19 protein-coding genes are annotated in these 24,851 nt (G+C 61.2%); 9 read left to right on the forward strand and 10 right to left on the reverse strand.

Annotation, left to right across the window (positions count from 1 at the left end; translation table 11 throughout):
• Positions 1–56: 56 nt before the first annotated feature.
• The 4 genes from AB4N42_RS22630 to AB4N42_RS22645 form a co-directional block, all read right to left on the reverse strand.
• Entirely contained in the window at positions 57–293 is a 237-nt protein-coding gene (locus AB4N42_RS22630; RefSeq protein ID WP_025212748.1) for a DUF1653 domain-containing protein, read from the reverse strand.
• 106 nt (positions 294–399) lie between these two features.
• On the reverse strand, positions 400–1,575 hold the full coding sequence (gene fadA, locus AB4N42_RS22635; RefSeq protein ID WP_030139949.1) for an acetyl-CoA C-acyltransferase FadA: 1,176 nt from the start codon (positions 1,573–1,575) through the stop codon (positions 400–402).
• Positions 1,576–1,605: 30 nt separating this feature from the next.
• Complete coding sequence (gene fadB, locus AB4N42_RS22640) at positions 1,606–3,753, reverse strand: fatty acid oxidation complex subunit alpha FadB (protein WP_030139948.1); 2,148 nt, start codon at positions 3,751–3,753, stop codon at positions 1,606–1,608.
• Positions 3,754–4,234: 481 nt separating this feature from the next.
• Positions 4,235–4,672 (reverse strand): hypothetical protein, encoded by a 438-nt coding sequence (locus AB4N42_RS22645; protein ID WP_323154142.1) that lies wholly within the window; start codon positions 4,670–4,672, stop codon positions 4,235–4,237.
• Between the two features lie 102 nt (positions 4,673–4,774).
• Here AB4N42_RS22645 and AB4N42_RS22650 point away from each other — a divergent pair, with 102 nt between their 5' ends.
• On the forward strand, positions 4,775–5,215 hold the full coding sequence (locus AB4N42_RS22650; RefSeq protein WP_030139946.1) for a universal stress protein: 441 nt from the start codon (positions 4,775–4,777) through the stop codon (positions 5,213–5,215).
• A 132-nt stretch (positions 5,216–5,347) separates the two neighbouring features.
• On the opposite strand, the gene AB4N42_RS22655 is transcribed toward AB4N42_RS22650, so the two are convergent.
• Positions 5,348–7,267: an ATP-binding cassette domain-containing protein gene (locus tag AB4N42_RS22655; RefSeq protein WP_460115405.1), complete on the reverse strand. Its 1,920-nt coding sequence runs from the start codon at positions 7,265–7,267 to the stop codon at positions 5,348–5,350.
• A 214-nt stretch (positions 7,268–7,481) separates the two neighbouring features.
• On the opposite strand from AB4N42_RS22655, the gene AB4N42_RS22660 reads away from it, so the two are divergent.
• Positions 7,482–9,410 carry a transglycosylase SLT domain-containing protein gene (locus tag AB4N42_RS22660; RefSeq protein WP_030140918.1) on the forward strand — a complete coding sequence of 643 codons (1,929 nt, stop codon included), beginning with the start codon at positions 7,482–7,484 and terminating at the stop codon, positions 9,408–9,410.
• Positions 9,411–9,614: 204 nt separating this feature from the next.
• Here the strand turns inward: AB4N42_RS22660 and AB4N42_RS22665 are convergent, their stop codons facing one another.
• Positions 9,615–11,387 carry an ABC transporter transmembrane domain-containing protein gene (locus tag AB4N42_RS22665; protein WP_030140917.1) on the reverse strand — a complete coding sequence of 591 codons (1,773 nt, stop codon included), beginning with the start codon at positions 11,385–11,387 and terminating at the stop codon, positions 9,615–9,617.
• 258 nt (positions 11,388–11,645) lie between these two features.
• Here AB4N42_RS22665 and AB4N42_RS22670 point away from each other — a divergent pair, with 258 nt between their 5' ends.
• The gene (locus AB4N42_RS22670) at positions 11,646–11,825 is read left to right on the forward strand and encodes a PA1571 family protein (RefSeq protein WP_003199629.1); all 180 of its coding nucleotides are present in this window, start codon (positions 11,646–11,648) and stop codon (positions 11,823–11,825) included.
• 210 nt (positions 11,826–12,035) lie between these two features.
• Here AB4N42_RS22670 and pdxB read toward each other — a convergent pair whose 3' ends face one another.
• Complete coding sequence (gene pdxB, locus AB4N42_RS22675) at positions 12,036–13,178, reverse strand: 4-phosphoerythronate dehydrogenase PdxB (protein WP_198797749.1); 1,143 nt, start codon at positions 13,176–13,178, stop codon at positions 12,036–12,038.
• Between the two features lie 293 nt (positions 13,179–13,471).
• On the opposite strand from pdxB, the gene AB4N42_RS22680 reads away from it, so the two are divergent.
• Positions 13,472–14,875: an MATE family efflux transporter gene (locus AB4N42_RS22680; protein WP_460115406.1), complete on the forward strand. Its 1,404-nt coding sequence runs from the start codon at positions 13,472–13,474 to the stop codon at positions 14,873–14,875.
• Here the strand turns inward: AB4N42_RS22680 and tusA are convergent.
• Positions 14,872–15,123: a sulfurtransferase TusA gene (tusA, locus tag AB4N42_RS22685; RefSeq protein WP_030140914.1), complete on the reverse strand. Its 252-nt coding sequence runs from the start codon at positions 15,121–15,123 to the stop codon at positions 14,872–14,874. The genes AB4N42_RS22680 and tusA overlap by 4 nt on opposite strands.
• A gap of 188 nt (positions 15,124–15,311) precedes the next feature.
• Positions 15,312–16,385, reverse strand: coding sequence for a 23S rRNA (cytidine(2498)-2'-O)-methyltransferase RlmM (gene rlmM, locus AB4N42_RS22690; protein ID WP_334597208.1), 1,074 nt, complete (start codon positions 16,383–16,385; stop codon positions 15,312–15,314).
• Positions 16,386–16,557: 172 nt separating this feature from the next.
• On the opposite strand from rlmM, the gene acnA reads away from it, so the two are divergent.
• The 3 genes from acnA (at position 16,558) to AB4N42_RS22705 (ending at position 21,845) form a co-directional block, all read left to right on the forward strand.
• Entirely contained in the window at positions 16,558–19,299 is a 2,742-nt protein-coding gene (gene acnA / locus AB4N42_RS22695) for an aconitate hydratase AcnA (protein ID WP_407684163.1), read from the forward strand.
• 116 nt (positions 19,300–19,415) lie between these two features.
• Positions 19,416–20,204, forward strand: a complete 789-nt coding sequence (locus AB4N42_RS22700) for a CPBP family intramembrane glutamic endopeptidase (RefSeq protein ID WP_030140911.1) — start codon at positions 19,416–19,418, stop codon at positions 20,202–20,204.
• A 75-nt stretch (positions 20,205–20,279) separates the two neighbouring features.
• Complete coding sequence (locus tag AB4N42_RS22705; RefSeq protein WP_460115407.1) at positions 20,280–21,845, forward strand: methyl-accepting chemotaxis protein; 1,566 nt, start codon at positions 20,280–20,282, stop codon at positions 21,843–21,845.
• A gap of 170 nt (positions 21,846–22,015) precedes the next feature.
• Here the strand turns inward: AB4N42_RS22705 and AB4N42_RS22710 are convergent, their stop codons facing one another.
• Positions 22,016–22,708, reverse strand: coding sequence for an alpha/beta family hydrolase (locus AB4N42_RS22710; protein WP_460115408.1), 693 nt, complete (start codon positions 22,706–22,708; stop codon positions 22,016–22,018).
• Between the two features lie 96 nt (positions 22,709–22,804).
• Here AB4N42_RS22710 and ccoN point away from each other — a divergent pair, with 96 nt between their 5' ends.
• Together ccoN and ccoO are read left to right on the forward strand one after the other, a co-directional pair.
• On the forward strand, positions 22,805–24,229 hold the full coding sequence (gene ccoN / locus AB4N42_RS22715; protein ID WP_030140908.1) for a cytochrome-c oxidase, cbb3-type subunit I: 1,425 nt from the start codon (positions 22,805–22,807) through the stop codon (positions 24,227–24,229).
• A gap of 10 nt (positions 24,230–24,239) precedes the next feature.
• Positions 24,240–24,848, forward strand: a complete 609-nt coding sequence (ccoO, locus tag AB4N42_RS22720) for a cytochrome-c oxidase, cbb3-type subunit II (RefSeq protein ID WP_003183469.1) — start codon at positions 24,240–24,242, stop codon at positions 24,846–24,848.
• The last annotated feature ends 3 nt before the right edge of the window (positions 24,849–24,851 follow it).

Below are 24,851 nucleotides of genomic sequence, written 5' to 3' on the forward strand. Positions count from 1 at the left end.
GCTATATATAGTGGCTGCAAGGTGAGGTCAAGGGCGGGGTCTCCCCCAGGTCGGCCTCAAGGCTTGGAAAAAATGCTCTCCTCGGCCTGCACCAAAGCAAAGCGTGGCACCTGTTCGCCGTCAACCTCGACCGACTCCTGGAACATGCTCAAGGGACGCACCCAAAAGCCGTAATCGCCATACAGGGCTTGATAGAAGACCACTTCTTCCTCGGTCTCGGAATGCCGCGCGATGCTGAAAACGCGGTACTGCGGACCTTTGTAATGTTGGTAGAGCCCAGGTTGTATCGGCATGCGTTGGCCCTCACTCAAATTTTTTCAAAATAAAAACAAAATCTTTTTACTAGACCCGAAAAACAAAAACCGGGGCACTTGGCCCCGGCTTCCATCAACGCAACGCTTAGACGCGTTCGAAGACAGTGGCGATGCCCTGGCCGAGGCCAATGCACATGGTGGACACCCCAAACGTGCCGCCGTTCTGCTTCATGACGTTGAGCAGCGTGCCGGAGATACGCGCACCGGAGCAACCGAACGGGTGACCCAGGGCGATCGCGCCGCCGTGCAGGTTAACCTTCTCGTTCATCTTGTCGAGCACTTTCAAATCTTTCAGCACGGGCAAGGCCTGTGCGGCGAAAGCTTCGTTGAGCTCGAAGAAGTCGATATCGGTAATGCTCAGCCCCGCACGCTTCAAGGCTTTCTGCGTGGCCGGTACTGGACCATAGCCCATGATCGCCGGATCCACACCCGCGACAGCCATCGAACGAATCACTGCCATCGGCTGGATGCCCAGGTCCTGGGCACGCTGGGCCGACATCACGATCATGCACGAGGCACCGTCGGTGATCTGCGACGAAGTACCCGCCGTCACGGTGCCGCCCTTGGGGTTGAAGGCCGGCTTCAAGGTCGCCAGGCTTTCCAGGGTGGTCTCCGGACGAATGGTTTCGTCGTAGTCGAACAGCTTCAGGAAGCCGTTCTCGTCGTAACCCTGCATCGGGATGATTTCATCCTTGAACTTGCCTTCCACGGTCGCCTTGTGGGCGAGTTGGTGGGAGCGCACGCCAAAGGCGTCCTGCTGTTCGCGAGTAATGCCATGCATCTTGCCGAGCATTTCAGCGGTCAGGCCCATCATGCCCGAGGCTTTTGCAGCGTACAGCGACATGTGCGGGTTCGGATCGACACCGTGCATCATGCTCACGTGGCCCATGTGCTCGACACCGCCGACGACGAATACGTCGCCATTGCCGGTCATGATCGCCTGGGCGGCAGTGTGCAGCGCGCTCATGGACGAACCGCACAGGCGGCTGACGGTCTGGCCAGCGGCGGTGTGAGGGATCTGGGTCATCAGCGAAGCCATGCGGGCGATGTTCCAGCCCTGCTCCAGGGTCTGGTTCACACAGCCCCAGATCACGTCTTCGACTTCGTTGGGGTCGACCTTGACGTTGCGCTCCAGCAGTTTGCTGATCAGGTGCGCCGACATGTCTTCGGCGCGGGTATTGCGGTGCATGCCGCCCTTGGAGCGGCCCATCGGCGTACGACCGAAGTCGACAATCACGACGTCTCTAGGATTCAAGCTCATAAATGTTCTCTCGCTCTAGTCGTTGGGCGCTTAACCGAAGAAGCTCTGGCCGTTCTTGGCCATTTCACGCAGCTTCGCGGTCGGGTGGTAGAGCGCGCCCAGATCAGCGTACTGGTCAGCCAGGGCAACGAACTCGGCCACACCGATCGAATCGATGTAGCGCAGCGCACCGCCACGGAATGGAGGGAAACCGATGCCGTAGACCAGACCCATGTCGGCTTCGGCGGCGGTTTCGACAATGCCATCTTCCAGGCAACGCACGGTTTCCAGGCACAGCGGGATCATCATCCAGTTGATGATGTCCTCGTCGGTGACTTCGCGCTGCTCGTAGACGATCGGCTTGAGCACTTCCAGCACCGACGAGTCGGCGACTTTCTTTTGCTTGCCGCGCTTGTCGGTCTCATAGGCGTAGAAGCCCTTGCCATTCTTCTGGCCGAGGCGCTTGGCTTCGTAGAGCACGTCGACGGCCGAACGGCGGTCGTCCTTCATGCGGTCCGGGAAGCCTTCGGCCATGACATCGCGACCGTGGTGGCCGGTGTCGATGCCGACCACGTCCATCAGGTACGCCGGGCCCATCGGCCAGCCGAATTTTTCCATGATCTTGTCGATGCGCACGAAGTCCACGCCGGCACTGACCAACTTGGCAAAACCGCCGAAATACGGGAACAGCACGCGGTTGACCAGGAAGCCCGGGCAGTCGTTGACGACGATCGGGTTCTTGCCCATTTTCTTGGCGTAGGCCACGGTGGTGGCGATCGCCAGTTCGCTCGATTTTTCGCCACGGATGACTTCCACCAGCGGCATCATGTGCACCGGGTTGAAGAAGTGCATGCCGACGAAGTTTTCCGGACGCTTGAGGGCCTTGGCCAACAGCGAAATGGAAATGGTCGAGGTGTTCGAGGCGAGGATGGTGTCCTCTTTGACTTTGTCTTCGACTTCAGCCAGTACCGCTTGCTTGACCTTCGGGTTCTCGACGACGGCTTCGACCACCAGGTCGACATGGCCGAAATCGCCGTAGGACAGCGTAGGACGTATGCCGTTGAGCACTTCAGCCATTTTCGCGGCGGTCATGCGGCCTTTGTCGACGCGGCCGACCAGCAGCTTGGCAGCTTCCGCCAAGCCTTGCTCGATGCCGTGTTCGTTGATGTCCTTCATCAGGATCGGCGTGCCTTTGGATGCCGACTGGTAGGCGATACCGCCACCCATGATGCCGGCGCCGAGCACGGCGGCCTGCTTCACGTCGCGGGCGATTTCGTCATAGGCCTTGGCCTTTTTCTTCAGTTCCTGGTCATTGAGGAACAGACCGATCAGGCTCTGCGCGGCGGAGGTCTTGGCCAGTTTCACGAAGCCGGCGGCCTCGACTTCCAAGGCCTTGTCGCGACCGAAATTCGCGGCTTTCTGGATGGTCTTGATCGCTTCGACCGGCGCCGGGTAGTTCGGGCCCGCCTGACCGGCTACGAAACCCTTGGCGGTTTCGAAGGCCATCATTTGTTCAATGGCGTTGAGCTTGAGTTTTTCAAGCTTCGGCTGGCGCTTGGCCTTGTAGTCGAACTCACCGCTGATGGCGCGTTTGACAGTCTCAAGCGCCGCTTCCTGGAGCTTGCCTGGTTCAACCACGGCGTCTACGGCACCGACCTTCAGCGCGTCTTCGGCACGGTTTTCCTTGCCAGCGGCAATCCATTCGATGGCGTTGTCGGCACCAATCAGGCGCGGCAGGCGCACGGTACCGCCAAAGCCTGGGTAGATGCCCAGCTTGACTTCCGGCAGGCCGATCTTGGCCGTGGTGGACATGACACGGTAATCCGCCGCCAGGCACATTTCCAGGCCGCCACCCAGGGCGATGCCATTGATGGCCACGACGGTCGGTACGTTGAGGTCTTCGAAGTCGCTGAAGATACGGTTCGCTTCGAGGTTGCCAGCGATCAGTTCGGCATCGGGCAGCTTGAAGTTGTCGACGAATTCGGTGATGTCGGCGCCGACGATGAACACGTCCTTGCCACTGCTGACGATCACACCCTTGATCGAAGCATCTGCCTTGATAGTGTCCACGGCCTGACGCAATTCATTCAGGGTTAGACGGTTGAACTTGTTGACGGACTCACCCTTGAGGTCGAATTTCAATTCGACGATGCCACTTTCAAGAGCCTTAACCGTGATGGCTTTACCTTCGTAAATCATCAACTGATCTCCACGATATGGAAGCTGAACAGTACACGTTGGACGCTGACCACTGGTTCGGCATTGACATTACCGTCGATGCTACGCCAATCCGCCAGGCACACCCGTCAACGCGATAGTCGGGGTCTGTAGGAGCGTTCCGATACAAACGCTCAATTCATACGCCCGTTTGATTTGGGTACGTCACCTTCACGGAATTTCCGACAATTGTCAATCGCCCTAAACAAGCGTTTGAACGGGACTCCCCGGTCATTTCCGTACCGCACGGATCCGCAACACGGCGCTGCATGAGCAACCATTCATAGAATCAATAATTAGAAAAGTCGCCCTAATTCCAACCGCAACGGATTCAACCGACTACGCTGGTGACAAAGCATTTGAGCGCTTTATGCGAAGGTCCTTTCGAATGAACGACCTGAAGACGTGTTTACCGGCCTGCCTGGCCACCCAGCCCGATGAATCTGTCGGGCTTTTTTATGCGTCAAGCCAACGCCTTGAGCACCGCTGAAATGTCCTGCAAGACACTGGCATCGCCTTTTTCGCCCCAGTACAGCGCAATCATCTGCCGGTCAGCCTCGACCTTGTAGACATTGGCTGGCAATGTCCTGAAATGACGGAGCAACGACTCATCCTGGCAGGTTTCCTGCCATTGATTCACCCACACACCAGGCGCCTTTTGCCAATAACTCCAACTGGCCGGCTGATTGCCCCGCCGGGCTCGGTGGTATTGCGCACACGGGTTTGGCGGCTGCTGGCCAAGCCAGTGAGGCCAGTCCTGCGGAGTCAATTGCATGGCCAGCCCGAGGCGTCGCGCCTCCATGCGAAGGGCCATGCGCCCGTTCTGTGCACGGGACGGCCGCAACCATGCCAGGGGGCTTAATACCACCAACAGGATTGACACCACTATCCAGACCGTCATATCTGTACTCCCGAATTCTGATGAGCCCGTTGACCTGCGTCGCCGTCAATGCGCTTGAAACCAGCCATACTTACCGTATCGCCATTCTCTGGAGTGCTTTCCATGTACTACGAACACATCCTGGTCGCCGTCGACCTTACTGAAGAATGCGATCCAGTCGTCAAGCGAGCCCTCGCCCTGTGCGAAGGCCGGGAAAACAAACTGTCGCTGGTGCACATCGTCGAACCGATGGCCATGGCCTTCGGCGGTGACGTTCCGATGGATCTTTCCCAGTTGCAGCAGCAACAGTTCGATCAAGCCAAGGAACGTCTTGACCGGCTGATCGTGAAATATCCTGCGTTGAAAAAGGAGAACAGCCACCTGACCTACGGCCAGCCGCGCCAGGAGATCCATCACCTGGCCAAGGAACAGGGCTGCGACCTGATCGTCGTCGGCAGCCATGGCCGCCACGGTTTGGCATTGTTGCTTGGCTCCACCGCCAACGATGTGCTGCATGGCGCGCCTTGCGATGTGCTGGCTGTGCACCTGATCAAGCGCACATAAACCCCAGACCCTGACCTTGTGGGAGCGAGCTTGCTCGCGATAGCGGTGTGACAGTCAGCATCAATGCTGCTGATCTACCGCTATCGCGAGCAAGCTCGCTCCCACAGGGACCGGGATTTCTATCTCAAGAGATCAAGCGTCCAGCTCGGCCCAGCGCTCGACCAATGCATCCAGCTCGGTCTGCAGCTGTTCCAACTGCGCGATAACCTTGGCGGTTTCGGCAGCAGGCCGCTGGTAGAATCCCGCGTCGGCCATCTCGGCCTCCACCGCGGCAATCTGCTGCTCCTTCGCGTCGATATCGCCTGGCAGGGCTTCCAGCTCACGCTGCAGCTTGTAGCTGAGCTTTTTCTTCGCCGGGACCGGCGCGGCAGCGGTGGCAACCGGCGCCGGCTCGGCCTTGACGACCGCCGAATTCAGGTCGGCCTTGCCCGACTTGCTCTCCGTCACGCCCAGCAGGCGCGGCGAGCCGCCCTGGCGCAGCCAATCCTGGTAGCCGCCGACATATTCGCGAACCAACCCTTCACCTTCGAACACCAGGGTGCTGGTGACCACGTTGTCGAGGAAGGCCCGGTCGTGACTGACCATCAGCACGGTGCCGTTGAAGGTCAACAGCACCTCTTCCAGCAGCTCGAGGGTTTCCACGTCGAGGTCGTTGGTCGGTTCGTCGAGTACCAGCAGGTTCGCTGGCTTGCTGAACAGCTTGGCCAGTAACAGACGGGCGCGCTCACCACCTGACAGCGCCTTGACCGGCGTACGGGCACGCTGGGGGCTGAACAGGAAATCGCCGAGATAACTCAATACGTGGCGGCTCTGGCCATCGATGTCGATGAAATCGCGACCTTCGGCCACGTTGTCGATCACGGTCTTTTCCAGGTCCAACTGATGGCGCAACTGGTCGAAGTAGGCGACATCGATCTTCGTCCCCTCTTCCACTTCGCCACTGGTCGGCACCAGGCCACCGAGCATCAGCTTGAGCAACGTGGTCTTGCCGGTACCGTTGGCACCGAGCAGGCCGATCCGGTCGCCGCGCTGCAGGACCATGGAGAAATCCTTGATCAGGAACGGGCCGTCCGGGTGAGCAAAGCTGACGTTCTCCAGCACCATGACCTGCTTGCCGGATTTATCTGCCGTTTCCAGCTGGATATTGGCCTTGCCGGTGCGCTCGCGACGTTCGCTGCGCTCCACACGCAACGCCTTGAGGGCACGCACGCGCCCTTCGTTACGGGTGCGTCGGGCCTTGATGCCCTGGCGGATCCAGACTTCTTCCTGGGCCAGGCGCTTGTCGAACAACGCATTGGCGGTTTCTTCCGCTGCCAGCGCCGCTTCCTTGTGCACCAGGAAACTGGCGTAGTCGCCGTTCCAGTCGATCAGGCCGCCACGATCCAGTTCGAGGATGCGGGTCGCCAGGTTCTGCAGGAAGGAACGGTCGTGGGTAATGAACAGCACCGCCCCCTGGAAGTCTTTCAACGCTTCTTCAAGCCAGGCGATGGCGCCGATGTCCAGGTGGTTGGTCGGTTCGTCGAGCAGCAAAAGATCCGGCTCGGACACCAGGGCCTGGGCCAGCAGGACGCGACGACGCCAGCCACCGGACAGCTCCGCCAGGGTCTTGTCGGCCGGCAGTTGCAAACGGCTCAGCGTGCTGTCGACCAATTGCTGCAGGCGCCAGCCATCACGGGCTTCGAGGTCGTGCTGGACGTGCATCAACTTGTCCAGGTCGGCATCGGTGACGATGTTCTGGCTCAGGTGGTGATATTCGGCCAACAACGCGCCGACGCCATCCAGGCCCTCGGCGACCACGTCGAACACGGTCCGCTCGTCGGCCACCGGCAGTTCCTGGGGCAATTCGCCGATTTTCAGGCCGGGCGCGCGCCAGACAGAGCCGTCGTCAGGCTTCTGGTCGCCCTTGACCAGCTTCATCATGCTGGACTTGCCAGTGCCGTTGCGGCCGATGATGCACACCCGCTCTCCACGGGCGATCTGCCAGGACACCTTGTCCAACAACGGCATCGCGCCGAAAGCAAGGGACACATCGCTGAATTTGAGCAGGGTCATGAGCTTCTCCAAAAACTGGGCGCGCATTCTACCTGAGAAGAGACCTCAAAGGTCCGTCAATTTCGTCGCCGAAGCACTCTGTACAACAAATGTCGCGAAGTTTTGCCAACGGCCCCGCAAAGCTTTCGCCGGTTGCTGGCAAAAGGCTAAGCTACAGCCAGTTACCCTCGGTTTCCCCTTGGGCTTGTCATGTTTTTTTCTGCCCGGACGTATCATGCGCAGTCGCCTTTTCAGTGTCTTATCTTGTTTATTTGTGTGTGCCACTGCCGTTCAATCCGCCCAGGCGGTGGATATCTCTACCCAGCGCCAGTACTACGATGAGGCCAAGCGTGCCTTGGCCAAAGGTGATTCAGGCCCCTATTTTCGCTACAGCCAGGCCCTGCGCGATTATCCGCTGGAGCCGTACCTGGCCTATGACGAACTGACCGCTCGCCTCAAGAGCGCGAGCAATCCCGAAATCGAGAAATTTCTCGCCGAGCACGGCGACCTGCCCCAGGCCAACTGGATGAAGCTGCGCTGGTTGCGCTGGCTGGCGGAACGGGGCGACTGGGCGACCTTCGTCAAATACTACGACCCCAAGCTCAACTTCACCGAACTGGACTGCCTCAACGCCCAATACCAGCTCGAGCACGGGCAGAAGGCCGAAGGCTACGCCGCCACGGAAAAACTCTGGCTCAGCGGCAAATCCCAGCCAGCCACCTGCGATGCGCTGTTTGGCGTGTGGGCTGCACAAGGCCAACTGACCGAGCAGAAACGCTGGGAGCGAACCAAGCTGGCCGCCCAGGCGCGCAATTACCCCTTGGCCAACAGTCTGGTCAGCGGCCTGACCACCCTGGCTCCCCGGGGCAAATTGCTCGTCGACGTCGCGCAGAAGCCCGAGTTGCTCAACCAGCCTTCTCGCTTCACGCCCGCCGATGAGCCGATGTCCGACATCGTCAGCCTTGGCCTGCGTCGCCTGGCGCGCCAGGACCCGGAAAAAGCCATGACGCTGCTGGACGGCTACGCCAGCACCATGCGTTTCTCCCGGGATGAGAAAGTCGCCATTGCTCGGGAAATCGGCCTGACCCTGGCCAAGCGCTTCGACAGTCGCGCCTTGGACGTCATGACCAAATACGATCCGGAACTGCGGGACGACACCGTGTCGGAATGGCGCTTGCGCCTGTTGCTGCGCCTGGCCCGCTGGGACGATGCCTATCAACTGACCCGTCGCCTGCCCGAGTCGCTGGCCTCCACCAATCGCTGGCGCTACTGGCAGGCCCGCAGCCTGGAACTGGCGCAGCCGCAGAATCCCGAAGCGCTGACACTCTATAAACACCTGGCCCGCGAACGGGACTTCTATGGGTTCCTGGCCGCCGACCGCTCCCAATCACCCTACTCGCTGACCAACAAGCCACTGGTCATGAGCCAGGCGCTGATCAACAAGGTGCGCAATACGCCCGGCGTCCGCCGAGCGCTGGAGTTTCACGCCCGGGGCGACATCGTCGATGGGCGTCGCGAGTGGTATCACGTCAGCCGGCATTTCAACCGGGACGAAATGGTCGCCCAGGCAAAACTGGCCTACGACTTGAAATGGTATTTCCCGGCCATCCGCACCATCAGCCAGGCCAAGTACTGGGATGACTTGGACATCCGCTTCCCGATGGCGCACCGCGACACGCTGGTGCGCGAAGCCAAGATCCGCGGCTTGCATCCGAGCTGGGCGTTCGCCATCACCCGGCAGGAAAGCGCCTTCATGGACGACGCCCGCTCCGGTGTCGGTGCCAGCGGCCTCATGCAGTTGATGCCTGGCACCGCCAAGGAGACCGCACGCAAGTTCAACATCCCCCTGGCATCGCCCCAGCAAGTCCTGAACCCGGACAAGAACATCCAGCTTGGCGCGGCCTACCTGAGCCAGGTCCACAGCCAATTCAACGGCAACCGCGTCCTCGCCTCCGCCGCGTACAACGCCGGGCCTGGCCGCGTTCGCCAGTGGCTGCGCGGCGCGGACCACCTGAGCTTCGACGTCTGGGTCGAAAGCATTCCCTTCGACGAAACCCGCCAGTACGTGCAGAACGTACTGTCCTATTCGGTGATCTACGGCCAGAAACTCAACTCGCCGCAGCCGCTGGTGGACTGGCATGAGCGGTATTTTGATGATCAGTGAGTATTAGCGAGACGCTGTTCCTGAGAAGAAAAAATGCCCGCATCGAAAGATGCGGGCATTTTTGGTCGGTTACTTGGTCGGTTGCTGGACCTTGTGGGAGCGAGCTTGCTCGCGATGGCGTCGGCACCTTAAACATGGATGCAAGCTGACCCACCGCTATCGCGAGCAAGCTCGCTCCCACAGGGGATTCGTGTGGACGCGCGCTCAGTCGGCTGCCGAATCCAAGCCAACGTTGAACTGCAACGCCGCCAACCGCGCATACAACGCATTGCTGGCAACCAACTCCTGGTGGGTGCCCACGGCGACCACTTTGCCCTGGTCCATCACGGCGATCCGGTCGGCATTTTTCACCGTGGCCAAGCGGTGGGCGATGACCAGGGTGGTGCGGTTTTTCATCAGGCTGGGCAGGGCTTGCTGGATGAGATGTTCGCTTTGGGCATCGAGGGCACTGGTGGCCTCGTCCAGGAGCAGGATCGGCGCATCCACCAGCAGTGCCCGGGCGATAGCCAGGCGTTGACGCTGGCCGCCGGACAATCCGAGGCCGCCATCGCCCAGGTGGGTCTGGTAGCCGTCCGGCATCTTTTCGATGAAGTCGTGGGCATGGGCGATCTGCGCCGCCTCGCGCACCTGCTCGGACGTCGCCTGCGGGTTGCCGTAGCGGATGTTCTCTTCCACCGTGCCGAAAAACAGCGCTGGATTTTGCGATACCAGGGCGAAATGACGACGCAGGTCCAGCGGATCGACCAAGGTCAACGGCACGTCGTCGATGAGGATCTGCCCTTGCGCAGGATCGTAGAAGCGCAGCAGCAGGTCATACACCGTTGACTTGCCCGCGCCGGAGGGTCCGACGAGGGCCAGGGTCTCGCCCGCCTTGATACTCAGGTCGAGACCATCGACCGCATAGCTGTCTGGCCGGGATGGATAGGAAAAACGCACGCCTTCGAGACGCAGGTCACCCCGGACCCGCTCGGGCAAGGTCACGAGACCGAAAGCCGGTGGCTGGATGATATTTTCCGAGCGCAGCAATTCGGCGATGCGCTCCGCCGCGCCGGCCGCCCGCTGCAGCTCGCCAATCACCTCGCTCAGGGTGCCGAAGGCGCTGCCGACGATGAGGCTGTAGAACACGAACGCCGCCAGCTCACCGCCGGAAATCCGCCCGGCGATCACATCCATGCCGCCGACCCAGAGCATCACCCCCACGGCCCCCAGCACAAGCACGATCACCAGCGTGATCAGCCAGGCACGCTGGGCGATGCGCTTGCGGGCCGTCTCGAAGGCCTGCTCCACAGTCACGGAAAATCGCTGCTCATCCTGGACTTGGTGGTTATAGGCCTGCACGGTCTTGATCTGGCCCAGGGTTTCGGAAACGTAGCTGCCGACGTCAGCAATGCGATCCTGGCTCTGGCGCGAAAGACTGCGCACTCGGCGGCCGAACACCAGGATCGGCGCCAGTACCAGTGGCAAGGCAATCACCACGATGCTGGTCAGCTTGGGGTTGGTGATGAACAGCAGCACGATGCCGCCAACCACCATCAAGGCGTTGCGCAAGAACAACGACAGCGAAGAACCGATCACCGATTGCAGCAAGGTCGTGTCGGCGGTCAGCCGTGACTGGATTTCCGAACTGCGGTTGTTCTCGTAGAAGCCCGGGTGCAAATACACCAAGTGATTGAACACCTGCCGCCGGATATCGGCCACCACGCGCTCGCCAATCCATGACACCAGGTAGAAACGTGCAAACGTACCGATCGCCAGGCCAAGCACCAGCACCATGAACAGGCCGATGGACTGATTGAGCAGGTGCGGTGAACGGGTCATGAAGCCTTGGTCCACCAACAGACGGATCCCTTGACCCATGGACAATGTAATACCCGCCGTGACGATCAGGGCCAGTAACGCTCCGGCGACCTGCTTGCGATAGGGAGCGATGAAGCCGCTGGCCAGGCGTATGGCGCGGCGATGTCGGGAAGAAAGCATCAAGATCGTCCGATAATGGAGCACAAAGGAGGTCGGCCGACAGCACCGAAGCGCAGCGGAACCAACGTGAACCGAAATGAGTCAGGTTAAATATGACCACCGATACTAATGCCTAGATGTTATCGGTCTAACGTCTGGCTGGAAACGCATGCGTGTTTCTGGTTGAGTGGGGCTGTCGTCATGAACCTTCAAGGAGTGTCATGGCTCGGTCACCTGGCGACACTACGATAGGCACGCAACCTGATGAGGAGACAGGCCATGTCCTTGCAACACAGCAGCGACGACAAGATTCAAGTGATCCGCACGCAACCGGACCAGTCCCTGGGCTGCTCGTTCATCGATGCCCAAGGGCGCGAGGTTCCGATCACCGAAGACATGATCCAGAAAGCCTGCAGCGAGCTGGAAAAACGACTGGTCAAACCTGCCGAACAAAAGTGATACAGCCCGTCTTCAATTGAACCCGACCTTGATGTCGGGTTTTTTATACCTGCTGATGTTGCAGATTCTTGTGGCGAGGGAGCTTGCTCCCGCTGGGACGGTCCGACGCTTCGGGCGAAGCAACCCCATTGCCTGGACGAGCGCCGAAAAGCGACGACTGCTTCGCAGCCGAACGGGAGCAAGCTCCCTCGCCACAAGAGCGCTCCACGCTTAAATGGCAGTAGCGCCCAGCGCCGTCGCGATCTGCTGCAAGGCCGCCGATTGCCCTTCGATACGCACCTTCAAGCTGTCGATCTCCCGACGTGGTGGGTAATGCTTGCGCAGCGCATCAAAAGCACTGCGCTGTTCGGCCACCGTACCGATCAGGCTGCGGCGAAAATCTGCATCGTCACGGCGTGGGTCGTACACGCTCCGGCACAGCGCCGCCAGCGCCCAGGCCGGGTCGGTGTCGGCGTCAAGGGTGATGCCTCCAAGCCAGGGCCTGGGCAGCAGATCGGCCAGGCTGACTTCGACTGGCTGCCCAAGAAAATCGCACAAGGCCTGGTAGATCTGCGCCGTGCCGCGCTGGCGACCGTCAAGGCTGTAGCCGGCGATGTGCGGGGTGGCGATCACGCAGAGGTCGGCCAGGTCGACATCCACCGTCGGCTCCTGCTCCCACACATCCAACACGGCCTGCAGGTCTTCACGCTCCAGCAGTACCTCGCGCAACGCGCTGTTGTCGATGACCGGCCCGCGCGCGGCATTGATCAGCCAAGTGCCCGGCTTGAGGCGGTTCAATCGTTGCTCGTCAAAAAGGTGCCAGGTCGGTTGCTCGCCATCGCGGGTCAAGGGCGTATGCAAGCTGATGACATCACACTGCTCGACGATCTGCTCCAGGCTCACATAATCACCGCCCTCCGCGGCCTGGCGAGGCGGATCGCAGACTTTCACAGTCCAGCCCAGGCCCTTGAGCACTTCGATCAACCGCCCACCCACCTGCCCCGCGCCGATTACGCCAAAAGTTCGCTGCGCAAGATCCGCGCCTTCGATTTCCGCCAGGGTCATGAGGCTGCCCAGCACATAGTCCACCACCCCACGGGCGTTGCAGCCCGGGGCACTGGCCCAGCGAATACCAGCCTCGGCCAGATAATCCAGGTCCAGATGATCAGTGCCGATCGTGCAGGTGCCAACGAAACGCACCTGGCTGCCTTCCAGCAGCGCCCGATTGACCTGGCTGACCGAACGCACCAGTAACACATCGGCGTGCTCGACCATCGACCGATCGATCCCTCGGCCCGGCACCCGGCGGATCTCACCGAAGCCTTGGAAAAACGCATCGAGCAAGGGAATATTTTCGTCGGCAACGATCAGCATGGCGGAGCTCCTTTGGCGGGATGGGCAGTGTAGGCGTTCCTCGCCTCGATGGGCCAGCCCATTGCTTCATTGTGGCGAGGGAGCTTGCTCCCGTTCGGCTGCACAGCAGTCGTCAAGGTAATCGGGCCTGCTTCGCAGTCCAGCGGGAGCAAGCTCCCTCGCCACAAGGTATTCAGCCGCCAAATCCTCCCAAGAGAGAGTGATTACAAATCCCCAACACAGGTTTTTTCCTGACCACTGCGTCAAGGCGTAGAATTCGCCGCCTTGTGTTCAATCTTTCGGACGCTGCGCCTGTGAATCCCGTCATCGATACCCCCAACGCCCTCTCCCGCCCGGCCCGGGTTCGCCTGGAGCTCAAGACGCTGCTCGCCCTGGCCTTGCCGATCATGGTGGCGCAATTGGCGACCACCGCCATGGGTTTTGTCGATGCGGTGATGGCCGGCCGCGTCGGCCCACGGGACCTGGCGGCAGTGGCGCTGGGTAATTCGATCTGGGTGCCGGTGTTCCTGCTGATGACCGGCACGCTGCTGGCAACCACACCGAAAGTGGCCCAGCGCTTCGGCGCCGGTACGTTCGACGAGATCGGACCGCTGGTGCGCCAGGCGCTGTGGCTGGCGCTGGTGGTGGGATTGATCGCGACCCTGGCACTGTTCAGCGCCGAGCCGATCCTGCACATCATGAAAGTCGATCCGGAACTGATCGGCCCTTGCATGGAATACCTGCGAGGCATCGGCACCGGTCTGCCAGCGGTGGCGCTCTACTACGTGCTGCGCTGTTTCAGCGACGGCCTGGGCCGCACGCGACCGGCGATGGTGTTGGGACTCTGCGGACTGGCCCTGAACATTCCGCTCAATTACGTCTTCATCTATGGACATCTGGGCGTCCCGGCCATGGGCGGGGTCGGTTGTGGCTGGGCCACGGCCATCGTGATGTGGTTCATGGCGGCGGGCATGGCGGTCTGGACATTCCGGGCCCCGGCCTATCAGTCGAGCCGCTTGTTCACTCGTTTCGACTGGCCGCAATGGTCGGTGATCAAGCGTCTGCTGGGCATCGGCCTGCCGATTGGCATCGCGGTGTTCGCCGAATCGAGCATTTTCGCTGTGATCGCCCTGCTGATCGGCAGCCTCGGCGCCACGGTGGTGGCCGGGCATCAGATCGCGCTGAACTTCAGCTCGCTGGTGTTCATGATCCCCTACTCCCTGGGCATGGCCGTGACAGTACGGGTAGGCCAGGCGCTGGGGCGCAGCCAGCCCCGGGAAGCGCGTTTCGCCGCAGGCGTCGGCATGGGCACGGCCCTGGCGTACGCCTGCCTGTCAGCGAGCCTGATGTTCGCCCTGCGCGAGCCTATCGCCGCGATCTACACCGCCGATCCGAGAGTGATCGAAGTGGCGTCGATGCTGATCGTGTATGCGGCGCTGTTCCAGTTTTCCGATGCGATCCAGGTCACGGCGGCGGGTGCATTGCGCGGCTACCAGGACACCCGGGTGACGATGATCCTGACCCTGTTCGCCTATTGGGGCATCGGCCTGCCGGTGGGTTACGCCCTGGGCCTGACCGACTGGCTCGGCGCCCCCAGCGGCCCGAGCGGATTATGGCAAGGCTTGATTGCAGGCTTGAGCTGCGCGGCGCTGATGCTGTCGATCCGCCTGGCACGCAGCGCGCGCAAGCAGATCCGCCTCAGCCGCTCGACGGATTAAGCGAGCTTCTTGCGGATCCAGTAGAGATAGGTGCCGGCGCTCTCCTGTTGGGCCACCAGTTCGTGGTCCAGGAACACGCAAAACTTGGGGATGTCGCGGCGCGTCGAGGGATCCGTGGCGATGACTTTCAGCAAGCCACCGGGGGCCAGGTCGCGGATGTGCTGGTGCAGCATCATCACCGGCTCCGGGCAATTGAGGCCCGTGGCATCCAGCGTACCGTCGACCGGCGTGTCGTTCATTTCACTCATGCTCTACTCCTGGAACTGGCCGGCATTGTCGCGCAATGTCGGCGCTCGGTCACCCCTGGTTCGACACTGCACCCTGTGGGAGCGAGCTTGCGCGCGATGGCGTCGACACATTTAACATTGATGCAAGCTGACCCACCGCTATCGCGAGCAAGCTCGCCCCCACAGAGGATTTCACTGGCTTCAAAGGATTAGCGGGACTTCGGCTTCTTGGTATCCAACCGCCGCAGATGGCACGTCACCTCTTCACGGTCGTGGTACAGCTGCTTGCAGCCGATTTCGACCTTGATGCCCCGGGCCTTGAAGCCCTCGGCGATGCGTTCGAGCAGGCGCTTGACCTCGGCGTAACGCTGTTTCATCGGCAGCTTGAGGTTGACCACGGCCTCGCGGCAATGCCCTTCGCCAATCCACTCCTCCAGCATCGCCGCGTTGCGCGCCGGCTTCTCGACGATGTCGCAGACCATCCAGTCCACCGGCTGCTTGGGCTTGAACGTGAAACCGTCCGCCATCAAGTGCTGCACGAGGCCGGTGTCCATCAGGCTTTCTGCCATCGGGCCGTTATCGATGGCCGTGACCAACATGCCACGGTTGACCAGTTGCCAGGTCCAGCCACCCGGCGCGGCGCCGAGGTCCACGCCGGTCATGTCACTGTGCAAACGCTCGTCCCACTGGTCCTTGGGAATGAAATGATGCCAAGCCTCTTCGAGCTTGAGCGTCGAGCGGCTCGGCGCTTCCCGGGGGAACTTCAAACGCGGGATGCCCATCGGCCACATGGCCGAGTTATCCGCTTGCGCCAGGCCGAGGAACACTTCGCGACCGCTCTTGAAAGTCAGCAGCAGACGCGGCTTATGCGGGTCGTCCACCAGCTTGCCGGCCCCGATCAAGGCCTTGCGCAGCGGGCCTTCGAATTTCTTGCAGAAGTTCGACAGCTCCTTGCCGTCGTTGGTGTCAACCACTTCCAGCCACAGGCTGCCGCACGTCGGGAACGCCGCCATGTTGGCCAGGATGACACTGATGCGGTCGGTTTCCGGCAACTCGATGAACGTGCCGCGGGCCCACTGGCGCGGGAAAATCAGCTCGGCAAAACGCTGCCCGCGCATCAGCCGCTCGGCGCCATCCTCTTCCGTGCAGACAAATTCGGCGCAGGCACTGGCCGGCTTGGCCTTGGCGTAGCCGGCCACGTTGAGCCGCGCGGCATGTTCGGCGATCTCGGAACAGACCTCGCCTTCGAAGCCCGGCCGGCAGTGCATAAAAAGCGTATTCATTGAAACCCCGTAGCAAAGCCTGTCACGAAAACCGGCGCATGATAGCGGAGTTCGGAACCGCGAACCTTCCTATAGAGTCCAGTGATTAGTCATACGCTCAAAACAGGGCTAGGTTAAAGGCTCTGTCCGTTCCGTCAGTCCGTAGCCGTGCGGACTCAAAGGAGTGATTTCAATGCCGTCCCTTGATAGCCTGAAAACCCTTAAGACACTGCAAGTCGATGCCAGGACCTACCATTATTTCAGCCTGCCGGATGCAGCGCGAAGCCTGGGCGACCTGGACAAATTACCCATGTCCCTCAAGGTGCTGCTGGAAAACCTGCTGCGCTGGGAAGATGAAAAAACCGTCACCGGCACTGACCTCAAGGCCCTGGCGGGCTGGCTGAAAGAGCGTCGTTCCGACCGCGAGATCCAATACCGCCCGGCGCGGGTGCTGATGCAGGACTTTACCGGCGTCCCCGCGGTGGTCGACCTGGCCGCCATGCGCGCCGCCGTGGAAAAGGCCGGCGGCGATCCCCAGCGGATCAACCCGCTGTCACCGGTTGACCTGGTGATCGACCACTCGGTGATGGTGGACAAGTTCGCCAGCCGACAGGCGTTCGAGCAGAACGTCGACATCGAAATGCAGCGCAACGGTGAACGCTACGCGTTCCTGCGCTGGGGCCAGAGCGCCTTCGACAATTTCAGCGTGGTGCCACCTGGCACCGGTATCTGCCACCAGGTCAATCTCGAATACCTGGGCCGCACCGTCTGGACCAAAGAAGAAGACGGCCGCACCTACGCCTTCCCCGACACCCTGGTAGGCACCGACTCCCACACCACCATGATCAACGGCCTCGGCGTGCTGGGCTGGGGTGTCGGCGGGATCGAGGCGGAAGCGGCGATGCTCGGCCAGCCGGTGTCGATGCTGATCCCCGAAGTCATCGGCTTCAAACTGGTCGGCAAGCTGCGCGAAGGCATCACCGCCACCGACCTGGTGCTGACCGTCACGCAGATGCTGCGCAAGAAAGGCGTGGTGGGCAAATTCGTCGAGTTCTATGGCGATGGCCTGGCCGACCTGCCCCTGGCCGACCGCGCCACCATTGCCAACATGGCCCCGGAATACGGTGCCACTTGCGGCTTTTTCCCGGTGGACGATGTGACATTGGACTACTTGCGCCTGTCCGGCCGTCCGACGGAAACCGTGAAGCTGGTGGAAGCCTATTGCAAGGCCCAGGGGCTGTGGCGCCTGCCCGGTCAGGAACCGGTGTTCACCGACACGCTGGAATTGGACATGGGCAGCGTCGAAGCCAGCCTCGCCGGCCCCAAGCGTCCACAGGACCGAGTGGCACTGCCGAATGTCGGCCAGGCCTTCAGCGACTTCCTCGGGTTGCAAGTCAAACCCACCAGCAAGGAAGAAGGTCGCCTGGAAAGCGAGGGCGGCGGAGGCGTCGCGGTGGGCAACGCCGATCAGGTGGGTGAAGCGGAGTATGAATTCGAAGGCCAGACCCATCGGCTGAAAAACGGCGCGGTGGTCATCGCGGCGATTACGTCCTGCACCAACACCTCTAACCCCAGCGTGATGATGGCCGCCGGGTTGCTGGCGAAAAAAGCCGTGGAAAAAGGCCTGGTCCGCAAGCCTTGGGTCAAGAGTTCCTTGGCGCCGGGCTCGAAGGTGGTCACCGATTACTACAACGCCGCGGGCCTGACCGAATACCTCGACAAGCTCGGTTTCGACCTGGTGGGTTACGGTTGCACGACCTGTATCGGCAACTCAGGGCCCCTGCCCGACCCGATTGAGAAAGCCATCCAGAAAGCAGACCTGACCGTGGCGTCGGTGCTGTCGGGCAACCGCAACTTCGAAGGCCGTGTGCATCCGCTGGTGAAAACCAACTGGCTGGCTTCACCGCCGCTGGTCGTCGCCTACGCCCTGGCCGGCACCGTGCGCATCGACATCAGCAGCGAACCGCTGGGCAATGATCGCGACGGCAACCCTGTCTACCTTCGGGACATCTGGCCGAGCAGCAAGGAAGTCGCCGACGCCGTGGCCAAAGTCGACACCGGCATGTTCCACAAGGAATATGCCGCCGTGTTCGCCGGCGACGAACAATGGCAAGCGATTGAGGTGCCACAAGCCGCCACGTACGTCTGGCAAGCCGACTCGACCTATATTCAACATCCACCGTTTTTTGATGACATTGGCGGGCCACCACCCACCGTCAAGAATGTCGAAGGGGCGCGGGTACTCGCGCTGCTGGGGGACTCGGTGACCACCGACCATATCTCCCCGGCCGGTAACATCAAGGCCGACAGCCCCGCCGGCCGTTACCTGCGCGAACAGGGCGTGGAGCCTCGGGACTTCAACTCCTACGGCTCGCGACGGGGCAACCACCAGGTGATGATGCGAGGTACCTTTGCCAATATCCGTATCCGCAACGAGATGCTCGGCGGGGAAGAAGGCGGCAACACGGTCTATATCCCCAACGGCGAACGCATGTCGATCTATGATGCCGCAATGTTGTACCAGGCGACCGGCACGCCATTGGTGGTGATCGCCGGACAGGAATACGGCACCGGCTCGAGCCGGGACTGGGCCGCCAAAGGCACTAACCTGCTCGGGGTCAAGGCGGTGATCGCCGAGAGTTTCGAGCGCATCCACCGTTCCAACCTGGTGGGCATGGGCGTATTGCCACTGCAGTTCAAGCTTGATCAGAATCGCAAGAGCCTGAACCTCACCGGCAAGGAAACCCTGGACATCCTCGGCCTGAGCGACACCGAGCTGACGCCGCGCATGAACCTGCCCGTGGTCATTACCCGCGAAGACGGCAGCCAGGAGCGGATCGAAGTGCTGTGCCGGATTGATACTTTGAACGAGGTGGAATATTTCAAGGCCGGCGGGATCCTGCACTTTGTCCTACGGCAATTAATTACAGGATAAAAAGAAGCGTCTTACGAAAACACCGTCTCATTTGGGCGGTGTTTTCGTATGGGTCTGCCTATAATCCCATTCGGCGTCGACAAGCCTCGACAGTTTTCCGCCTCAAAGGATTTGATATGCCCGCCCTACCTTGGCCGTACCTGGCCCTTCTCTCGGCCGGCTATGCCATGGCCCTGGCCTATGGTCATCTCACCTGGACTGCAGCCATCTCAATCGCGCTGTTGCTGTTCGCCGGGTATGCGGTTCGCCAACAAAAGATGCCCGTCGGGCAGTTTCTCGGGCATTGTTTGTTCCTGGTGTTGGCGATCGCGCTGGCGCTGCACTGGATGCCGGGTTTTTTCAACGGGCGGGCCATCGCAGCACAACGTTTGACCGATGACGCCACACGGTTTGCCATGTATTTGAACCAGGACAAGCCGCTGATCGGCTTCTGGCTGCTGCTGGCCTGCCCGTGGATCGTCGGCCGGCGGCCGTTTCGCGGGTTCGTCTACGCCACGGTGCTCGGGCTATGCTTGAGCACCACGCTGGCCTTGGGTGGGGCCCTGCTGCTGGGCATGATCGAATGGGCGCCGAAGTGGCCGGACCAGGCCTGGCTCTGGGTACTCAATAATCTTTTATTGGTGACCTTGGTGGAGGAGGCGCTGTTTCGTGGCTACATTCAAGGAGGCCTGAGCCGGTGCTTCAAGCTTCTACGTCATGGCGAATCCCTGGCGCTGATCCTGTCCTCGTTGTTGTTCGGCCTGGTGCATGCTGGCGCGGGATGGCACTGGGTGTTGTTGTCGGGCCTGGCCGGGATCGGTTATGGACTGGCCTACCGATTCGGCGGCCTGGGCGCCGCGATTGCCACGCACTTTGGCTTGAACCTGCTTCATTTCGCCCTATTTACCTACCCGATGCTGGCGTGATACCGCCGGGCAGAATTATTTCAATTAAAAGCTGACGGTGCCGACAACCTCTCAAAGCCTTGCGGACTACATACCATGCGTAACAACCAGCCTGTCACACAACGCGAAAGGACTTTCGCGGCCCAGCAGCGATTGATTTCCACCACCAATGCCAAGGGTGTGATTACCTACTGCAACGACGCGTTCGTTGAAATCAGTGGGTTTTCCAAGGAAGAGCTGATCCATGCACCGCACAATCTGGTGCGCCACCCCGACGTCCCGTCAGCCGTGTTCGCACACATGTGGAACACCCTGAAACAGGGATTACCCTGGATGGGCATCGTCAAGAATCGCTGCAAGAATGGCGATCATTACTGGGTCAACGCCTACGTCACGCCGATTTTCGAGGGCAACCAGGTGGTCGGCTACGAGTCGGTACGGGTCAAGCCGACGGCCGAGCAGATCACCCGGGCCGAAGCACTCTATCGACGCATCAACCAGGGCAAGTCCGCGGTTCCGAGCAGCGATAAATGGGTACCCATGCTGCAAGACTGGCTGCCATTCATCCTCGTCAGCCAGTTGAGCTTCGTCGTCGGTGCTTTCCTTGACTCTTCCTGGGGCTTTGCCCTGGCCGCCCTGCTATCCGTGCCGCTGGGGCTGTTGGGCTTGCAATGGCAGCAACGTGGGATCAAGCGCCTGTTGCGCCTGGCCGAGCAAACCACTTCCGATCCGCTGATCGCGCAGATGTACACCGACAGCCGCGGCGCCCAGGCACGCCTGGAAATGTCGATCCTCAGCCAGGAAGCCCGTCTGAAAACCTGCCTCACCCGCTTGCAGGACACCGCCGAGCATCTCAATGCGCAAGCCCGGCAATCCAATACCCTGGCCCACGACAGCTCCAGCGGCCTGGAACGCCAGCGCGTGGAAACCGAACAGGTCGCCACTGCCGTCAACCAGATGGCCGCCACCACCCAGGAAGTCGCCAGCCATGTGCAGCGCACCGCCGATGCCACCCAGGAGGCCAATCGCCTCACGGGGCGTGGTCGCGACATCGCCGGGGAAACCCGCGAGGCCATCGAGCGCCTGTCGGTCGTGGTAGGCGAGACTGGACAGACCGTGACCCAACTGGCCAAGGACAGCGATGAAATCGGTGGCGTGGTTGATGTGATCAAGGGCATCGCCGACCAGACCAACCTGCTGGCCCTCAACGCCGCCATCGAAGCGGCCCGGGCCGGCGAGATGGGACGCGGTTTTGCCGTAGTCGCCGATGAAGTGCGTCAACTGGCCCAACGCACCAGTGAGTCCACCGGGCAAATCCATGCCTTGATCGCCAAGCTGCAACAGACCGCCAACAATGCCGTGCAGACCATGGACGCCGGTCACCGCCAGGCTGAAGAAGGCGTGGCGCGGGTCATGGAAGCCGACCAGGCGCTGGTGGGGATCAGCGAAGCGGTGGCGCATATCACCGACATGACCTCTCAGATTGCTGCCGCGACCGAGGAGCAGAGTTCGGTGGCCGAGGAGATCAGCCGCAACATCAGCAACATCTCGGAACTGGCCGACCAGACCTCAGGCCAGGCCCACAGCTCGGCGCTGCTCAGCGAGGAGCTGACCCGCACGGCCAACACGCAGTATTCGTTGGTGGAGCGGTTCAACCGCTGATTTCAATTGGCAACTGAAAACCCGGATAGCGAAAGCTTCCGGGTTTTTTGTCGTCTGGCAGGCCGCTATCGCGAGCAAGCTCGCTCCCACAGGGGTTCTAGGCGGCTCATTGAAATGCATTCCAATTGTGGGGAGCGAGCCTGCTCGCGAAGAGGCCCGCACGAGCGCCATCAATCTTGAGACAAGAACCCAGCCACTCCCTGCGCCGCCGCGTCCAAATGCTGCTCATGGCTAACCCCCGAAACCTTCAGCGGTTTCAGATCATGATCCCCCGCCACGAGCCACATCACCTCGATGCTCGGTGACAAGGGATAGCCCTGCACCGCCTCTCGATTCCCCAACGCATCCCGCTCGCCCTGGACGATCAAGGTTCGCGTCTTCAATGCCGCCAAATGCTCGACCCGTGGTTTTTCCGGCTTGCCCACCGCATAGAAGGGATAGCCCAGGCAGACCAGCGCCTCGGCGCCCAGCTCATCGGCCAGCAGGCTCGCCATGCGCCCGCCCATGGACTTGCCACCAATGGCCAGCCGCCCAGCGACATAAGGCCGCACCGTGGCGTACACCTCTCGCCAGCATTCGAGCAGTTTGGGGGCCGGATTGGGTGGGCGCTTGCCGCCGTCCAGGCGCCGCTGGGCCATGTAGGGAAACTCGAAGCGCAACACACTGACGCCATGTACGGCAAGGCGCGCGGCCATTTCCTCCATGAAACCGCTGTCCATCGGTGCACCGGCACCATGGGCCAGGATCAGGATCGGCGACTCGGCGTCAGCGCCCGGTTTCGCCGCCGTCCACAACCAGCCACGTTCCGCCACGCATCGCGCCCATTGATCCCCGTCAATACTGGCCTTGTGCTGTTTGTCCATGCTTGCCTCGCTTTTAGTCTGCCTATAACTCCAGGCGAAGAACGCCGCCTTGCCTTGCGCAGGCGCTCACTTCGGCTGAACCGTGGATGGGGAACCATGAACACTTCTATCAGTACCGCCTACAACTACAAGGTGGTCCGCCAATTCGCCATTATGACGGTGGTGTGGGGCATCGTCGGCATGGGGCTCGGGGTTTTTCTCGCCGCCCAATTGGTCTGGCCACAGCTCAACTTCGATTTGCCCTGGACCAGCTTCGGCCGCCTGCGCCCGCTGCACACCAACGCGGTGATCTTCGCCTTCGGTGGCTGCGCCCTGTTCGCCAGTTCGTTCTACTCGGTGCAACGCACCTGCCAGACCCAGCTGTTTGCGCCGAAACTCGCCGCATTCTGCTTCTGGGGCTGGCAGTTGGTGATCCTGCTGGCGGCCATCAGCCTGCCGCTGGGCTACACCAGTTCCAAGGAATACGCCGAGCTCGAATGGCCGATCGACATCCTGATCACCATCGTCTGGGTCGCCTACGCCATCGTGTTCTTCGGCACCGTGGCCAAGCGCAACACCAAGCACATCTACGTCGGCAACTGGTTCTTCGGCGGGTTCATCCTGACCGTGGCGATTCTGCACATTGTGAACAACCTGGAACTGCCGGTGAGCTTCACCAAGTCCTATTCGGTGTACGCCGGGGCCACGGATGCAATGGTGCAATGGTGGTACGGCCACAACGCCGTGGGCTTTTTCCTCACCGCCGGCTTCCTGGGGATGATGTACTACTTCGTGCCGAAACAGGCCGAACGCCCGGTGTACTCCTATCGCCTGTCCATCGTCCACTTCTGGGCGCTGATCACCCTGTACATCTGGGCCGGCCCACATCACCTGCACTACACCGCGCTGCCGGACTGGGCACAGTCGCTGGGCATGGTGATGTCGCTGATCCTGCTGGCGCCAAGCTGGGGCGGCATGATCAACGGCATGATGACCCTCTCGGGCGCCTGGCATAAGTTGCGCAGCGACCCGATCCTGCGCTTCTTGGTGGTGTCCCTGGCGTTCTACGGCATGTCGACCTTCGAAGGTCCGATGATGGCGATCAAGACCGTCAACGCCCTCTCCCACTACACCGACTGGACCATCGGCCACGTACACGCCGGCGCGCTCGGCTGGGTGGCGATGATTTCCATTGGTGCGCTGTATCACATGATTCCGAAGGTCTTCGGTCGGGCGCAGATGCACAGCATTGGCCTGATCAACGCGCATTTCTGGCTCGCGACCATCGGCACCGTGCTCTACATCGCCTCGATGTGGGTCAACGGCATCGCACAAGGCCTGATGTGGCGTGCGGTGAACGAGGACGGCACGCTCACCTACTCCTTCGTCGAAACCCTGGTGGCCAGCCACCCTGGCTTCATCGTGCGACTGGTAGGCGGGGCGATCTTCCTCAGCGGCATGCTGCTGATGGCCTACAACACCTGGCGCACCGTGCGGGCCTACCAGCCTGCCGAAGCCGCCGCTGCCGCGCAGATGGCTTGAGGAGTCCGCCATGAAACACGAAACAATCGAAAAAAACGTCGGCCTGCTGATGCTGTTGATGGTCCTGGCCGTGAGCATCGGCGGCCTGACCCAGATCGTGCCGCTGTTCTTCCAGGACGTGACCAACAAACCGGTGGACGGCATGAAGCCCTACACCGCCCTGCAACTGGAAGGCCGCGACATCTATATCCGCGAAGGCTGCGTCGGCTGCCACTCGCAGATGATTCGTCCGTTCCGCGCCGAAACCGAGCGCTACGGTCACTACTCCGTGGCTGGCGAAAGCGTCTGGGACCACCCGTTCCTGTGGGGCTCCAAGCGCACCGGACCGGACCTGGCCCGCGTCGGCGCGCGTTACTCCGATGACTGGCACCGCGCGCACTTGTACAACCCACGTAACGTCGTGCCCGAGTCGAAAATGCCGGCCTACCCATGGCTGGTGACACAGGCAGTCGACAGCAGCCACACCGAAGGCAAGCTGCGCGCCATGCGCACCCTCGGCGTGCCGTACACCGATGACGATATCGCGGGCAGTGTCGCCTCGCTCAAAGGCAAGACCGAAATGGACGCGCTGGTCGCCTACCTGCAAGTGCTCGGCACTGCCATCAAGAGCAAGAGGTGAGCC

The sequence above is a fragment of the Pseudomonas sp. H2_D02 genome (genome assembly GCF_054677635.1).

Coding starts and splice junctions, on each gene's coding strand:
- AB4N42_RS22630 (WP_025212748.1), bottom strand. CDS start 293: ATGCCGATACAACCTGGGCTCTACCAACATTACAAAGGTCCGCAGTAC.
- fadA (WP_030139949.1), bottom strand. CDS start 1,575: ATGAGCTTGAATCCTAGAGACGTCGTGATTGTCGACTTCGGTCGTACG.
- fadB (WP_030139948.1), bottom strand. CDS start 3,753: ATGATTTACGAAGGTAAAGCCATCACGGTTAAGGCTCTTGAAAGTGGC.
- AB4N42_RS22645 (WP_323154142.1), bottom strand. CDS start 4,672: ATGACGGTCTGGATAGTGGTGTCAATCCTGTTGGTGGTATTAAGCCCC.
- AB4N42_RS22650 (WP_030139946.1), top strand. CDS start 4,775: ATGTACTACGAACACATCCTGGTCGCCGTCGACCTTACTGAAGAATGC.
- AB4N42_RS22655 (WP_460115405.1), bottom strand. CDS start 7,267: ATGACCCTGCTCAAATTCAGCGATGTGTCCCTTGCTTTCGGCGCGATG.
- AB4N42_RS22660 (WP_030140918.1), top strand. CDS start 7,482: ATGCGCAGTCGCCTTTTCAGTGTCTTATCTTGTTTATTTGTGTGTGCC.
- AB4N42_RS22665 (WP_030140917.1), bottom strand. CDS start 11,387: ATGCTTTCTTCCCGACATCGCCGCGCCATACGCCTGGCCAGCGGCTTC.
- AB4N42_RS22670 (WP_003199629.1), top strand. CDS start 11,646: ATGTCCTTGCAACACAGCAGCGACGACAAGATTCAAGTGATCCGCACG.
- pdxB (WP_198797749.1), bottom strand. CDS start 13,178: ATGCTGATCGTTGCCGACGAAAATATTCCCTTGCTCGATGCGTTTTTC.
- tusA (WP_030140914.1), bottom strand. CDS start 15,123: ATGAGTGAAATGAACGACACGCCGGTCGACGGTACGCTGGATGCCACG.
- rlmM (WP_334597208.1), bottom strand. CDS start 16,385: ATGAATACGCTTTTTATGCACTGCCGGCCGGGCTTCGAAGGCGAGGTC.
- acnA (WP_407684163.1), top strand. CDS start 16,558: ATGCCGTCCCTTGATAGCCTGAAAACCCTTAAGACACTGCAAGTCGAT.
- AB4N42_RS22700 (WP_030140911.1), top strand. CDS start 19,416: ATGCCCGCCCTACCTTGGCCGTACCTGGCCCTTCTCTCGGCCGGCTAT.
- AB4N42_RS22705 (WP_460115407.1), top strand. CDS start 20,280: ATGCGTAACAACCAGCCTGTCACACAACGCGAAAGGACTTTCGCGGCC.
- AB4N42_RS22710 (WP_460115408.1), bottom strand. CDS start 22,708: ATGGACAAACAGCACAAGGCCAGTATTGACGGGGATCAATGGGCGCGA.
- ccoN (WP_030140908.1), top strand. CDS start 22,805: ATGAACACTTCTATCAGTACCGCCTACAACTACAAGGTGGTCCGCCAA.
- ccoO (WP_003183469.1), top strand. CDS start 24,240: ATGAAACACGAAACAATCGAAAAAAACGTCGGCCTGCTGATGCTGTTG.